Source organism: Pseudomonas sp. 1176_21 (assembly GCF_052850635.1).
The window spans coordinates 134,625-148,337 of record NZ_VXCV01000008.1 but is presented as its reverse complement, the minus strand read 5'-3'; the positions used below and the strand labels follow the sequence as shown (position 1 = coordinate 148,337).

Genomic DNA, 13,713 nt, shown 5'->3' with positions numbered 1-13,713 from the left:
TATCAACCATGGCTAGTTCACTTCTCGCAGGCCTGACCATTCTGATGATCGGCGACAGCCACCTGGCGACCCCCGATTACCTGATCAAGAGCCTGCACGACAACCTCGTGCAGCAAGGTGCCCAGGTGCACTCGCTGGGTATCTGCGGCGCCAATGCCGGCGACTGGCTCAAAGCCACCCCTGGCACCTGCGGCGGTGCCGAGCGCCGTGGCACCGAAAAGCCCGTGGTACTGGGCAGCAAGGCGGCCACCCGGCCGATCAGCGACCTGATCAAGGCCGACAAGCCGGACCTGGTGGTCGTGGTGATGGGCGACACCATGGCCAGCTACACCAAACCGGCCTTCCCCAAGGCCTGGCTGTGGCAGCAGACCACCAGCTTTGCCAAGGAAATCGCCAACACCGGGGCCAAGTGCGTATGGGTCGGCCCCAACTGGGGAACCGAAGGCGGCAAGTACGGCAAGACCTACGCCCGCGTCGAACTGACCTCCAAGTTCCTCGCCGCCAACGTGGCGCCGTGCGACTACGTCGACTCGCTCAAATTCTCCAAGCAAGGCGAGTGGGCCACGGTCGACGGTCAGCATTTGACCGCCCCGGGCTACCTGGCCTGGAGCAAGAAGATCAGCGAAGAGATCGTCAAGGCGCCGGTCGTGACGAGCATCAAGAAATGAAGCGCGCCCTGCACGCTGTACTGCTGGCCCTGCCCGCCGCCCTCGGCGCGGGCCTGGCCCAGGCCGAGATCGCGCTGTACCCCACCGGCCCCAGCGAAGACTCGGCGTTCTTGCGCTTCGTCAACGCGGCCCCCGGCACCCTGCAACTGGTGGCGGACGGCTCCAGGGCCAGCCTGCAGCTGGACGCGGCCAAACCGGTGTCGGCGTACCTGCCGGTACCGGCCAACAAGGCCATCAAGGGCACCCTGAGCCGTGACGGCCAGCGCTCGGCCCTGCAGCTGAGCGTTGCTCCTGGCGAATTCGCCACGGTAGTCGCCCTGCAGGACGCCAGCGGCATCCGGCAACGCGTGGTACGCGAGCAACCCGACGACTTCAATGCGCTGAAGGCTTCGCTGGCCTTCGTCAACCTCGACCCTTCCTGCCAGGGCGCAAGCCTGCGCCCTGCCGGGCGCACGGCGGACCTGTTCAAGGACGCGCCAGAGGCCAGCGTGCAGCGTAGATCGATCAACCCGGTGAAGCTGTCGGTGCAACTGGTGTGCGCCAATGCCAACGTCGGCGGCCCGGTGGACCTGGGCGAACTCAAGGCCGGCGAGCGCTACAGCGTATTACTGCTGCCCACGGCGAGCGGCCCGCAGCTTGTGCCCGTCACGGACACGCTCTCCAACTGATCGGACGTCTTCACCACCATGGTATTCGCCTCACTCGAGTTCCTGACGCTGTTTTTGCCGATCTTCATGCTGGTGTACGCGCTGAGCCGTCCGGCCTGGCGCAACGGCGTACTGCTGATCGGCAGCTGGCTGTTCTATGGCTGGCTGAGCCCGCTGTTCCTGCTGCTGCACATGGCGCTGACCGTGGTCGCGTGGGTTGGCGGGCTGCTGGTGAACCGCAGCCATGAAGACTCGCGCGGGCGCATACGCCTGCTGGCCGCGCTGATCGTGTTCAATACGCTGGTGCTGTGCTGGTACAAGTACGCCAACATCCTGGCCGCCAACTACAACGAGCTGATCACCTATTACGGTGCATTGCCGATGGAGTGGCAGCGGGTGGCGTTGCCGGCGGGGCTGTCGTTCATCGTGCTGCAGGCGATTTCCTACCTGGTGGATGTGCACCGCCATACCGTGCCGGTAGAGCGCAGTTTCGTGAACTTCGCCACCTACATCTCGATGTTCGGCCACTCGATCGCCGGCCCGATCATCCGCTACGACTGGGTACGCCGCGAGCTCAACCAGCGCTACTTCAACTGGCAGAACTTCTCGCTGGGCGCGCGCCGTTTCATGATCGGCATGTGCATGAAGGTGCTGGTGGCCGATACCCTGTCGCCGCTGGTGGACGTGGCCTTCCACCTGGACAACCCGTCGTTCCTGGACGCGTGGCTGGGCTGCCTGGCGTATTCGCTGCAACTGTTCTTCGACTTTGCCGGCTACAGCTGCATGGCCATCGGCCTGGGCCTGATGCTGGGCTTCCACTTCCCCGAGAACTTCAACCGCCCGTACCTGGCCAGCAGCATCCAGGACTTCTGGCGGCGCTGGCACCTGTCGCTGTCGAGCTGGCTGCGCGACTACCTGTACATCGCCCTGGGCGGCAACCGCCACGGCACCTGGAACACCTACCGCAACCTGTTCCTGACCATGGCCATTGCCGGCCTGTGGCATGGCGGGGACAGCTGGAACTACCTGCTGTGGGGCTCGGCCCACGGTATCGCGCTGTGCGTCGACCGGGCCTGGAGCCGTTCCAGCCTGCCGGCGATCCCCAAGGTGCTGTCGCACACCCTGACGCTGCTGTTCGTGTGCCTGGCCTGGACGCTGTTCCGCGCCCCGGACTTTCATACGGCGCTGTCGATGTACGCCGGCCAGTTCGGCCTGCACGGCTTTGCCCTGGGCGAGGCACTGGCAGCCACCGTACGCCCGGTGCACGGCCTGGCGGCATTGCTGGGCGTGGCGTGCATCATCCTGCCGATCTGGCAGGCACGCGCCGAGCACCGCTTCGCCAGCCGCGCGTGGTTCGTGCATGCCGCTGCCCTGTGGCCCGTGGCCGGCTTCGTGCTGTCGTTCGCGTTGATCGCCAGCCGTGATTCGGTTCCCTTCCTGTACTTCCAGTTCTGATGACGATGAAGACACCTCCTCCCAGTACAGCGCCCACGCCCCCCAGTGCACTGGCCCTGCGCACCAGCCCGATCGCCGGCGTCACCCTGGCGCTGTTCCTGGGTGCCGGCCTGCTGTCGTGTGGCTGGCTGGTGGCCAGCGGCAAGCTCGAGCTGATGCCCGACAAGCACCTGTCCAATGGCCAGGTGCTGCATGGCGAAATCACCCACCGCATTGCCAAGGGGCTGGCCAAGGCGCCGCTGCCGAGCGAGGCCGCCGACCTGGAACGGGCCGGCAGCTGGCTGCTGCTGGGCGACACCGGGCCGCGGGTGCGGCCGGGCTGCACGCAGTGGCTGTTTCTGAGCGATGAACTCAAGCTCGACCGGCACGCGGCCGACAACGCCCAGGCCAAGGCCGATGCGGTGATCGCCCTGCAACGCAGCTTGCAGCAACGGGGTATCCGCCTGCTGGTGAGCGTGGTGCCGGACAAGAGCCGTATCGCCGCCAGCGAGCTGTGCGGGTTGACTCGCCCCACGGCCTCGCAGGCGCGCATCCAGCAGTGGGTGCAGAAACTCCAGGCGGCCGGCGTGGCCACCCTGGACCTGACTGCCAGCCTGCAGCCGCTGGGCGCCAGTGCGTTCCTGCGTACCGATACCCACTGGAGCGAAGCCGGCGCCCAGGCCGCTGCCCAGGCCATTGCCGAGCAGGTCAAGGGCATGGGCTTGAGCGCCACCCCCAGCAAGACCTTCGACACCCGCCAGGAGCCTCTGGCACCGCGCCCCGGGGACCTGGTGCGGCTGGCCGGCATCGATTGGCTGCCAGTGGCCTTGCAGCCGCCACAGGAACAGGTGGCGCCAACGGTCATCACCGAGCGGGCCGAGGCCGTCAGCGATGCGGGCGACAATCTCGATGACCTGTTCGGCGACGACAACCTGCCTAACGTCGCGCTGATCGGCACCTCGTTTTCGCGCAACTCGAGCTTTGTCGGCTTTCTGCAACGTGCGCTGTCGGCGCCTGTGGGCAACTTCGCCAAGGACGGCGGCGAATTCTCCGGAGCCGCCAAGGCCTACTTCGACAGCCCGGCGTTCAGGCAGACGCCGCCACAGCTGGTGATCTGGGAGATACCCGAGCGCGACCTGCAGACGCCCTATGCGGGTGACGTGCAGCTGCCCCCCAGGCCATGACGCACCACGCCCGCTGCGCGCGTTGACACGGCGCGGCGGGCGCTGGCGAATGCTCAGGCAAGCTTTTTCAGATCTGCCGCTGAATCGAACGTGGTGAAGTGGTAAATGCCGTGGATCTTCTCCAGCTGGCAACACCAGCCCTCCTGCTCGCCGGCTTGCACCACGAACCTCAGTTCTTCGATACCCGCCATGTTGGCGGCAGCTTCGAGCAGGGTCTTGACGCGCTTTTCGACAAGGGCGTCGTAGGCCAGTTCGTATGACTTCTCCCAGGTGGCGTCGGCATTGCGAAATCGCTTCCAGTTATCGTCCTTGAGCACCTTGCAAAAGGCCACGCGCTGAACTTCGCCGGTATTGGACAGGTCGAGGGACAACAGGCAGAGGGTCATGGTGGGCTCCCATAAGCAGTGAAATTCCCTTGCAACCTAGTCACTCGCTTTTCATCCATCAATGCTAAATGGCCATCACCTGAGAGTTAAAATAATTCAAGAATTTACCAAAAAACAGAAACTAAACAACTTAGCCAAGGCCATGTAGGAAAGTTACTACGCAAAGAAACACGAGCTATAAAGTCTTTTTATGGAACAAAGGGCTTTCAGGCACTTTAAAATAAACAGAAACATTCAAAGGCGTGCCGTTTCGGCGCAATTACAGCGTCTTGAAGCGAGCGCTGCGCTTCTGCAATCATGCCCGCCGGGCGCTGCCAGCGGGCAGCGTCGTCCCTTAGCGCACCGCACAAAGGAATGACTCAATGATCAGGGTATTGCTTTCGCTGGACCTCACCAACAAGGAATCGGAACGAGACAACTTCAACAACTTCCTGGCAGAACAACAATGGAAGAAGTTGGCTGGTGTGAATACCGTCTGGGCCATCGAGTATGATGATTTCAGCCAGACCAACGAGCAACATGTGACAAACGTCAAAAGAGACCTGTCCAAAGTGCTGCTCACCGCGGCACGGGAATTCAAACCGGACCGTATTACCTACGTTGCACAGATAGCCAACATTGAATGTATCGGGCGCTATATCTACCGGGAGGGTGGCGATTACAAGGCGTTCATTTACGAGCCCTGCTGATAGCGCTGAAGAGAGTGAGGTGTCTGCGACAGTGATAAGGTCGCAGGCATTTTTCGTGCGCGCGAAGGGAAAGCAGTGCACTGCATGCGTATTCGGGGGAAAGGGAACTGGATAGAGGGGGCCCCTGGCAGACAAGGGCTTGCGTTATGGAGGCAACCCCACCAGCCACACCCCGGCACACGATGTTCCCGCTGTGGCTGCTCCCTTCCGGGCCTGACCAGGTTTACGGGTAATCGTTGCGGGGGGACCGATGGGGTCACCATAACGATGCTCGCCTGGCAGCGAGCGGGGCCATTGTACCGGTCTGACGCGAAGTTACAACCTCTGTACCGTGAAAAAACCACTCTGGCTCAAGGACTTGTGACTGCCGCCGGGGCATCGCCCTGGATCACGCAGTGAATGAAGTGCAGCTTGGCCACCACCGGCGCACTCAGCACGAACGGGTAGAAGTCGGTCTGGCCCATGCTGCGTGACAGCTCGTTGAGCATCGCCGACAGCTCCACCCAGGCATTGATGAACGCCAGGAACGCAGGCGCCCCAGGGTGCTCGGGCCGGTACAGGCTGCGGGCATCGAACGGCGGATAGTCCAGGTCCATCACCGAGGCGTCCATGCCCAGCGCAAGGGCGGTGTCCACCGCATCGGTCATGTGCAGGTAGTGCGCCCAGGTTTCGGCCCAGTCCTCCCAGGGGTGCATGGTGGCATAGGCGCTGACGTGGGCGACGGCCCAGTCCAGCGGAGCACCTTGCTGGTAGTGGCGCTCCATGGCCTGGGCGTAGCTGGCGCGCTCGTCGCCGAACAGGCGGCGGAAGTCCTGCAGCCAGGCGCTGTTGGCCACCAGACGGTCCCAGTAGTAATGCCCGATCTCGTGGCGCAGGTGGCCCAGCACGGTCCGGTAGGGCTCCTGAAGCTGCACGCGCACCTGCTCGCGCCAGTCGTCGTCGGCTTCGCGGATATCCAGGGTGATCAGACCGCCAGCGTGGCCGGTGGTGGGGGGATTGCCGGCAATGTCGATGCCGATGAAGTCGAAGGCGATGCCCTCGCCGGCTGCGCCTTGCTTGGGCGTGACCGGCAACCCCAGGTGCAGCAGTTGCGCAATCAGGCGGCGCTTGGCAGTTTCCAGCTTGCGCCAGCGCAGGTGGTTTTCGGTGAACGACAGGTCGGGGATGGTGCGGTTGAGGCGACAGGCCAGGCAGAACGCTTCGGGGTCGTCGACAGCGAGCAGCCAGTTGCAGCAAGCCGGGGTGTCGAGGTTGGCGCAACGCTTGAGCGGGCCGAGTTCTGGCTGGCCGTCCAGGTACCACTGGCCGTCCACAGCGGCCGGCAGCAATGTGCCGACATGGTGGGTATCGGGCCAGTAGCCCAGCGACGCCTGGCAGGCCAGGCATTGGCTGTTGCGAAAGAACACGGACTGTCCGCACTCGCATTGCCACACGCGCGTGCTGCGGCGTGCCTGGCTGACGAAGGGTGCGGCGATACGGGCGACGAGCTGTTCGAAGAATGGGTACATGGGGCCACCTCCTGGCTGGAGCCTAGCCTACACCATGTGCGTGACAGCGCTTGCGGTGTGCCTGACGCACCGTGCGCTCAGGTGTTGCGAGCGCTTCGCGCTCGATCGCGGGTCAAGCCCGCTCCCACGCCCTTCGGGCAGAAGCGGGCCGCGTGACCGCTACACCGCTATGCCCTGCTCCGACAGAAACGCCACGAACGCATCTTCATCCAACACCCTGAGCCCCAGCTCAGTAGCCTTGGCCAACTTGGAGCCTGCCCCCGGGCCCGCCACCACGCAGTGGGTCTTGGCCGAAACAGACCCCGCCACCTTGGCCCCCAGGCTCTCCAACTTGTCCTTGGCGACATCCCGGCTCATGCGCTCCAGCGAACCGGTCAGCACCCAGGTCTGCCCCGCCAGCGGCAAGCCCTGGGCAACCTTCTTCTCGCTCTCCCAGTGCATGCCGAACTCGCGCAGTTGCGCCTCGACGCTGCGCGCCAGTGCCTGGTTGGCCTCGACCAGGAAGAACTCGCGCACCGCATCCGCCTGCTTGGCTGCCAGCGCCTGGCGCAGGTCGATGCCGTCGGCGGCAATGATGCGCTCAAGGCTTTGCAGCTTGGCCACCAGCTTCTCGGCACCCGTCGGGCCGACAGAAGGGATGTCGAGCTTGGCGATCAACCCGGCCAGGGTCGTACTGGCCGCGAATTCGGCGGCCAGCTCGCCCTCCTCCTGCAACTGCAGGCCGTTCTCGAGCAGTTGCGCGATGACGCTGCGGTTATGTTCGTCCTCGAAGAAGTTGTGGATCTCGTGCGCCACTTCCAGGCCGATATCCGGCAGGTAGGTCAGCACCTGCGGCAACGCCACCATCACGCGCTGCAACGAGCCCAGCGAGCGCGCCAGCACCTTGGCGGTCTCCTCGCCCACATCCGGGATGCCAAGGGCGTAGATGAAGCGTGCCAGGCTCGGGCGCTTGCTGTCGGCAATGGCGGCCAGCAGCTTGTTGCTGGACACCTCGGCAAAGCCTTCGAGGTCGACGATGTCTTCGAATTTCAAGCGGTACAGGTCTGCCGGCGAGGCAATCAGCCCTTCGTCCACCAACTGCTCGACGCTCTTCTCGCCCAGGCCCTCGATGTCCATGGCGCGGCGCGACACGTAGTGGATGATCGCCTGCTTGAGCTGCGCGCGGCAGGCCAGGCGGCCGACGCAGCGGTACACCGCGCCTTCGCTGACGGTTTCCTTGCCCTTGCTGCGCTTGACCAGCTGGGTGCGCTCGACCTGCGAGCCACATACCGGGCACTGGGTAGGGATGTGCACCGCACGCGCATCGGCCGGGCGACGCTCGGTGACCACCTGCATCACCTGCGGGATCACATCACCGGCACGGCGGATGATCACCGTATCGCCGATCATCACCCCCAGGCGCGCCACTTCGTCCATGTTGTGCAAGGTGGCATTGGCCACGGTCACGCCGGCCACCTTGACCGGCTTGAGCCGTGCGACGGGCGTTACCGCACCGGTGCGGCCAACCTGGAACTCGACGTCGAGCACCTCGGTCAGCTCTTCCATGGCCGGGAACTTGTGCGCTATCGCCCAGCGCGGCTCACGGGCACGAAAGCCCAGTTCGCGTTGCGAGGCCAGGCTGTTGACCTTGAACACCACCCCGTCGATCTCGTAGGGCAGCGCGTTGCGCCGCTCGCCGATGTCACGGTAGTAGTCCAGGCATTCCTTGATACCGGCGGCATGTCGCAGTTCACGGCTGATGGGCATGCCCCAGCCCTTGAGCTTTTCGAGGGTGCCGATGTGGGTGTCGGCGATCGCCTCGGACACCTGGCCCACGCCATAGCAGCAGAACTCCAGGGGGCGGCTGGCGGTGATCTTCGAATCGAGCTGGCGCAGGCTGCCGGCGGCGGCGTTGCGCGGGTTGGCGAAGGTCTTGCCGCCGATCTCGGCCTGGGCTGCGTTCAGCCGTTCGAAGCCCTCCTTGCTCATGAACACTTCGCCGCGCACCTCCAGCACCGCCGGCCAGCCCTTGCCCTGCAGCTTGAGCGGCACGTTGCGGATGGTGCGCACATTGACGCTGATGTCTTCGCCGGTGGTGCCGTCGCCACGGGTGGCACCCTGCACCAGCAGGCCGTCACGGTACAGCAGGCTGACCGCCAGGCCGTCGAGCTTGGGTTCGCAGCTGTAGTCCACCGCCGCCCCTGCGCCGAACAGGTCGCCGGTCGGCAGGTCGAGGCCTTCGACCACGCGCCGGTCGAACTCGCGCAGGTCATTTTCCTCGAAGGCGTTGCCCAGGCTCAGCATCGGCACCTCGTGACGCACCTGGGTGAAGGCCGAGAGCGCCGCGCCGCCCACCCGCTGGGTGGGGGAATCGGGGGTGACCAGCTCGGGGTGTTCGGCCTCAAGGGCCTGCAGCTCGCGGAACAGGCGATCGTATTCGGCGTCCGGGACGCTTGGCTCGTCGAGCACGTAGTAGCGGTAGTTGTGCTGGTCGAGTTCGGCGCGCAGTTCGAGGATGCGGGTTTGGGCGGTCATGTGTGTCGTCTCTTGCAAAGCAAAAGAGCAGCTCGGGGCTGCTCTTGGCGTTCAAATCGGTGGATCGGCGGGGCAGCTTTCGCCGGCAAGGCCAGCTCCTGCAGGGAGCGGCCATACCTGTCAGCGTTTCTGGGTCAGGGCGCGGCGCTCGAACTCGACGATGCGCTGGCGGTAGTGTTCGATGGTCTGCGCGGTCATCACGCTGCGCTGGTCATCCTTGAGCTCGCCGTTCAGTTCATGGGCCAGCTTGCGCGCCGCCGCCACCATCACGTCGAACGCCTGCTTGGGATGGCGCGGGCCCGGCAGGCCAAGGAAGAAGCTGACCGCACGGGTGCTGAAATGGTCGATGTCGTCCAGATCGAACACCCCAGGCTTGACCGCGTTGGCCATGGAGAACAGCACTTCGCCATTGCCGGCCATGCTTTCGTGACGGTGGAAGATGTCCATCTCGCCAAAGCGCAGGCCGCTTTCCAGGATGTTCTGCAGCAGTGCAGGGCCCTTGAAGCCGCTCTCGTCGCGGGCAATCACGCTGATCACCAGCACTTCCTCGACCGGCGGCAGGTCCTTGCCTTCGCTGGCACCGAAGCCGGTGCTCTTGGGGCTTTCGTCCGGGAAGTCGTCGTCGGCATTGCCGAACAGGTCAGGCTCGCGTGGCTCGGCCGCCAGGTTCAGGTCGCCCTGCTGCGGCTCGCTGGTACGCTTGGCACGCTTGGACCCCTTGCCCACCTTCGGCTCGCGCTGCTCGCGCGCAGCCGTCATCGACGGCAGGTCGTGCTCGTCGAGCTGGGGCTCCTTGTGGTCGTCAAGCACCCGCGGCGGGCCCAGCACTTCGGCGCTGGTCTCTTCGTCCGGCAGGTTGGAGAAGCTGCGGTCCAGACGGAATTTCAACTTGCCCTTGCCGCCGCGCATGCGACGCCAGCCGTCAAAAAGAATACCGGCAATGACTATGATGCCGATGACGATCAGCCACTCGCGCAGACCGATTTCCATGTAATCCCGTGCCTCTGTGAAAAATGCTGAAAAATAAAGGGTTTAAACCCCTTTAAAACGTGGCGCCAACTCTATGTTCTGACAGGCGTTTTACCCACGCATAGAAAAATTTACATTAAGCTAGCACGACCAAAGATAACTTTACACCGTCTGTCGCAACTGACAGGGGCATTTGCTGCAAGTTCGTGCGTTATATCCGTTTTTCAGGCGTCGACCATGGCCATCGCCTCCTCCACGTCCACCGCCACCAGCCGCGAGCAACCGGGCTCGTGCATGGTCACCCCCATCAGTTGATCGGCCATTTCCATGGCGATCTTGTTGTGGGTGATATAGATGAACTGCACGGTCTGGCTCATCTCCTTGACCAGGCGCGCATAGCGTCCGACGTTGGCATCGTCCAGCGGCGCGTCGACCTCGTCGAGCATGCAGAACGGTGCCGGGTTCAACTTGAAGATGGCAAACACCAGGGCCAGGGCCGTCAGCGCCTTCTCGCCGCCCGAGAGCAGATGGATGGTGCTGTTCTTCTTGCCCGGCGGGCGCGCCATGATCGTTACCCCTGTATCGAGTAGATCTTCGCCCGTCAGTTCCAGATAAGCGCTGCCACCACCGAAAACTTTTGGGAAAAGTGCCTGTAATCCGGCATTTATCTGATCAAAGGTATCCTTGAAGCGGTTGCGGGTTTCCTTGTCGATCTTGCGAATCACGTTTTCCAGGGTATCGAGGGCCTCGACCAGGTCGGCATCCTGGGCGTCGAGGTAGCGCTTGCGCTCGGACTGCTGCTGGTACTCGTCGATGGCCGCCAGGTTGATCGCGCCCAGGCGCTGGATGCGCGCATCGATGCGCTCCAGCTCAAGTTCAGCCTCCTGCTCGCTGGCCTCGGCCAGCAAGGTCGCCAACACGCCTTCCAGATCATAGCCGTCAGCCTGCAACTGTTCCTGCAGGGCCTTGCGCCGCACACTCAGCCCCTGCCATTCCATACGGTGCTGTTCGAGCTGACCGCGCAGCAGCTGGGATTGCTGTTCGGCCTGGGTACGACGCTTTTCGGCCTCGCGCAGTTCGCGGTCGGCCTCGTCCATGTGCAGGCGCGCCTGACGCATTTCCTCGTCGACACTCATGCGCTTTTCCAGCAGCGCCTCGAGCATCATGCGCAGCTCTTCGAGGGGCGCCTCGCCCTCCTCCAGGTTCAGGCTCAGTTGTTCACGTTTTTCGTTCAGGCGCTCCGACTGCAGCTCCAGGCGCTCGAGGGCCTGGCGCGTGGAGTCGTGCTGGGCACGCAGCGAACCCAGGCGTACCGCCAACTGATGGGCGTGGTCCTTGTGCTGGCGGGCTTCCTGGCGCACGCGGTCGAGGCGTTCGCGCAGGTTGTCGCGCTGGGCCAGCAAGGCCTCGCGTTGTTCGGTGTCGTGGGCCATCAGGTCGAGGGCTTCCTGCAGGTGCAGGCGCGACTCGCCCAGGCTTTCGTGTTCGATGGCGCGCTGTTCCAGCAGCTCGGCCAGCTCTTCTTCAAGGCGCCGGCGGCGCAATGTCAGCTGCTCGGCGCGGGCCTTGCCGGCCGACAGACGGGCCTTGAGCTCACCTTGCTGGCGGGCTTCTTCCTGGGTGCGACGACGCAGTTGTTCACGGCTGTCTTCCTGCACGCGCTGCTGTTCACGCAGGGCCAGCAACTGCGCTTCGAGCTGCTCCAGGGCAGCTTCCTGCTCCAGACGCTCCAGGCCCAGCAGCTCAAGCTCCTGCCCGCGGGCCAGCACGCCGCCCTGGGCATCGTTGCCTCGGCTGACCCGCAGAAAGTGGCGCCCCACCCAGTAGCCGTCGCGGCTGATCAGGCTTTGGCCGTCGGCCAGCTGGCCGCGCAGGCTCAATGCCTGCTCGAGGCTCTCGACCGGCTTGACCTGGCCCAGCCAGGGGGCCAGGTCAACGCCGCCCTGTACTTTGTCCAGCAGGCTGCCGGCAAGGCGCTTGCCGGTGCCGGCGGCCTCCAGCAGACGCAACTCGCCCTGCTCGAAGCTCGTCAGGTCGAGCCCGGCCAGGTCGTCCACCAGTACCGCGTGCAGGTCGGCGCCCAGCACGGTTTCCACCGCCAGCTCCCAACCCGGCTCCACGCGCAGGCCTTCAGCCAGGCGTGGGCGTTGCTCCAGGCCCTGCGCGCGCAACCAGTCGAGGGTACCGCTGCCTGGGTCCAGCGCGGCCTGCTGCAAGGCTTCGAGCGATGCCAGCCGGCCACCCAGGCGCTGCAGTTCACCCTGGGCCTGCTGCTGCGCCTGGGCGGCCTGCTGCAATTGCTCGCGCAGCGCGTCGAGGCGCTCGATCACCTGCTGTTCTTCCAGGTGCAGGTCTTCGAGCAGCAATTCGCTGCTGGCCAGTTGTTCGTTCAGTTCCAGGATGGCCGCATCTTCAGGGTCGGCGCTCAACTGGTCGCGTTCTTCGCCCAGCTTGCGCTGGCGCTCCGAGACGCGCTCCAGGCTCTGCTCCAGCTGCTGGATGCGCGACTGCTGCACCTCGGCCTGGCGGCGCGGCTCGGCGGAGCGGGTGTTGAAGCTGTCCCACTGCTCCTGCCAGCCATGCATGGTGGTCTCGGCTTCCTCAAGGGTCGCGGCGGCCTCCTCGGCTGCCGCCAGCGACAGTTCCTGCTCGGGCTCGATCATCTCCAGCTCTTCGCCCAGAGTCGCCAGCAAGGTGCGGTCGTGGCCCAGGTGCGATTCGGTTTCCAGACGCGCGCGTTCGGCTTCCTTGAAGTCATCCTGCAACTGGCGCAGGCGCTGCTGGCCGTGCTGGATGTTCTGCTCGACCCGGGCGATGTCGCCGCCTACCGAGTAGAAGCGCCCCTGGACCAGGTTGAAACGCTCCGACAGGTCATGGTGACCGTCGCGCAGGCGCTCGATGCTCGCATCGGCATTGCGCTGCTCGGCCACCAGGGCCTCGAAGGCCACTTCCTGGTCGCCGATGATCGCCTCGCGCTGGCCCACCTGATCGTTCAGCGCACGCCAACGCAGGGCCGCCAGCTGGGCCTTGAGCTGACGCTCCTCGGCCTTGTATTCCTTGTACTTCTCCGCTGCCTGGGCCTGGCGGTGCAGGCGTTCGAGCTGACGTTCCAGCTCTTCGCGCAGGTCGGTCAGGCGCTCCAGGTTCTCGTGGGTGCGGCGGATGCGGTTTTCGGTTTCGCGGCGGCGCTCCTTGTACTTGGAGATGCCGGCGGCCTCTTCGATGAAGTTGCGCAACTCTTCGGGCTTGGCCTCGATCAGCTTGGAGATCATGCCCTGCTCGATGATCGAGTAGCTGCGCGGGCCCAGGCCGGTACCCAGGAAGATATCGGTGATGTCGCGCCGACGGCACTTGGTGCCGTTGAGGTAATAGGTGTTCTGCGCGTCGCGGGTCACCTTGCGCCGGATCGAGATCTCGGCATAGGCGGCATACTCGCCCACCAGGGTGTTGTCACTGTTGTCGAACACCAGTTCGATACTGGCCTGGCTGACCGGCTTGCGGCTGGTGGAGCCGTTGAAGATGACGTCGGTCATCGACTCGCCACGCAGGTTTTTCGCCGAGCTTTCGCCCATCACCCAGCGCACCGCATCGATGATGTTGGACTTGCCGCAGCCATTGGGGCCGACCACGGCCGCCATGTTGCTGGGGAAGTTGACGGTAGTCGGGTCGACGAACGACTTGAACCCCGCCAGGCGAATGCACTTGAGGCGCATG

At 64.5% G+C, this 13,713-nt stretch carries 10 protein-coding genes and 1 other RNA gene; 5 read left to right on the top strand and 6 right to left on the bottom strand.

Annotation, left to right across the window (positions count from 1 at the left end; all coding sequences use genetic code 11):
- Positions 1-8 precede the first annotated feature (8 nt).
- The 4 genes from FW760_RS19215 to FW760_RS19200 are packed head-to-tail and all read left to right on the top strand — an operon-like array spanning position 9 to position 3,933.
- The gene (locus FW760_RS19215) at positions 9-668 is read left to right on the top strand and encodes an SGNH/GDSL hydrolase family protein (protein ID WP_116053283.1); all 660 of its coding nucleotides are present in this window, start codon (positions 9-11) and stop codon (positions 666-668) included.
- Positions 665-1,336: an alginate O-acetyltransferase AlgF gene (locus FW760_RS19210; RefSeq protein WP_054915585.1), complete on the top strand. Its 672-nt coding sequence runs from the start codon at positions 665-667 to the stop codon at positions 1,334-1,336. The genes FW760_RS19215 and FW760_RS19210 overlap by 4 nt, the downstream gene beginning before the upstream one ends.
- Before the next feature lie 18 nt (positions 1,337-1,354).
- A complete protein-coding gene (locus FW760_RS19205; protein ID WP_043862367.1) occupies positions 1,355-2,770 on the top strand; it encodes an MBOAT family O-acyltransferase in 1,416 nt (471 codons plus the stop codon).
- Positions 2,770-3,933, top strand: coding sequence for an alginate O-acetyltransferase AlgX-related protein (locus FW760_RS19200; RefSeq protein ID WP_116053279.1), 1,164 nt, complete (start codon positions 2,770-2,772; stop codon positions 3,931-3,933). The genes FW760_RS19205 and FW760_RS19200 overlap by 1 nt, the downstream gene beginning before the upstream one ends.
- Before the next feature lie 53 nt (positions 3,934-3,986).
- On the opposite strand, the gene FW760_RS19195 is transcribed toward FW760_RS19200, so the two are convergent.
- Complete coding sequence (locus FW760_RS19195) at positions 3,987-4,319, bottom strand: hypothetical protein (RefSeq protein ID WP_043862365.1); 333 nt, start codon at positions 4,317-4,319, stop codon at positions 3,987-3,989.
- A 362-nt stretch (positions 4,320-4,681) separates the two neighbouring features.
- Here FW760_RS19195 and FW760_RS19190 point away from each other — a divergent pair, with 362 nt between their 5' ends.
- Positions 4,682-5,008 carry a hypothetical protein gene (locus FW760_RS19190; RefSeq protein ID WP_043862364.1) on the top strand — a complete coding sequence of 109 codons (327 nt, stop codon included), beginning with the start codon at positions 4,682-4,684 and terminating at the stop codon, positions 5,006-5,008.
- Positions 5,009-5,164: 156 nt separating this feature from the next.
- Here FW760_RS19190 and ffs read toward each other — a convergent pair.
- From ffs to smc, 5 genes are all read right to left on the bottom strand, one after another.
- An RNA gene (ffs, locus tag FW760_RS19185) (signal recognition particle sRNA small type) lies at positions 5,165-5,261 on the bottom strand.
- A 97-nt stretch (positions 5,262-5,358) separates the two neighbouring features.
- Positions 5,359-6,516, bottom strand: coding sequence for a putative zinc-binding metallopeptidase (locus tag FW760_RS19180; RefSeq protein ID WP_116053277.1), 1,158 nt, complete (start codon positions 6,514-6,516; stop codon positions 5,359-5,361).
- 159 nt (positions 6,517-6,675) lie between these two features.
- Entirely contained in the window at positions 6,676-9,030 is a 2,355-nt protein-coding gene (gene ligA / locus FW760_RS19175; RefSeq protein ID WP_054915589.1) for an NAD-dependent DNA ligase LigA, read from the bottom strand.
- Between the two features lie 120 nt (positions 9,031-9,150).
- Positions 9,151-10,020: a cell division protein ZipA gene (zipA, locus tag FW760_RS19170; RefSeq protein WP_043862361.1), complete on the bottom strand. Its 870-nt coding sequence runs from the start codon at positions 10,018-10,020 to the stop codon at positions 9,151-9,153.
- A gap of 203 nt (positions 10,021-10,223) precedes the next feature.
- The gene (gene smc, locus FW760_RS19165; protein WP_116053274.1) at positions 10,224-13,712 is read right to left on the bottom strand and encodes a chromosome segregation protein SMC; all 3,489 of its coding nucleotides are present in this window, start codon (positions 13,710-13,712) and stop codon (positions 10,224-10,226) included.
- Position 13,713: the final 1 nt, after the last annotated feature.

Bases quoted from the DNA above. Each gene is read 5' to 3' on its own strand.
- FW760_RS19215 (WP_116053283.1), top strand. From the start codon at position 9: ATGGCTAGTTCACTTCTCGCAGGCCTGACCATTCTGATGATCGGCGAC.
- FW760_RS19195 (WP_043862365.1), bottom strand. From the start codon at position 4,319: ATGACCCTCTGCCTGTTGTCCCTCGACCTGTCCAATACCGGCGAAGTT.
- FW760_RS19205 (WP_043862367.1), top strand. From the start codon at position 1,355: ATGGTATTCGCCTCACTCGAGTTCCTGACGCTGTTTTTGCCGATCTTC.
- FW760_RS19200 (WP_116053279.1), top strand. From the start codon at position 2,770: ATGACGATGAAGACACCTCCTCCCAGTACAGCGCCCACGCCCCCCAGT.
- FW760_RS19210 (WP_054915585.1), top strand. From the start codon at position 665: ATGAAGCGCGCCCTGCACGCTGTACTGCTGGCCCTGCCCGCCGCCCTC.
- zipA (WP_043862361.1), bottom strand. From the start codon at position 10,020: ATGGAAATCGGTCTGCGCGAGTGGCTGATCGTCATCGGCATCATAGTC.
- smc (WP_116053274.1), bottom strand. From the start codon at position 13,712: ATGCGCCTCAAGTGCATTCGCCTGGCGGGGTTCAAGTCGTTCGTCGAC.
- FW760_RS19190 (WP_043862364.1), top strand. From the start codon at position 4,682: ATGATCAGGGTATTGCTTTCGCTGGACCTCACCAACAAGGAATCGGAA.
- FW760_RS19180 (WP_116053277.1), bottom strand. From the start codon at position 6,516: ATGTACCCATTCTTCGAACAGCTCGTCGCCCGTATCGCCGCACCCTTC.
- ligA (WP_054915589.1), bottom strand. From the start codon at position 9,030: ATGACCGCCCAAACCCGCATCCTCGAACTGCGCGCCGAACTCGACCAG.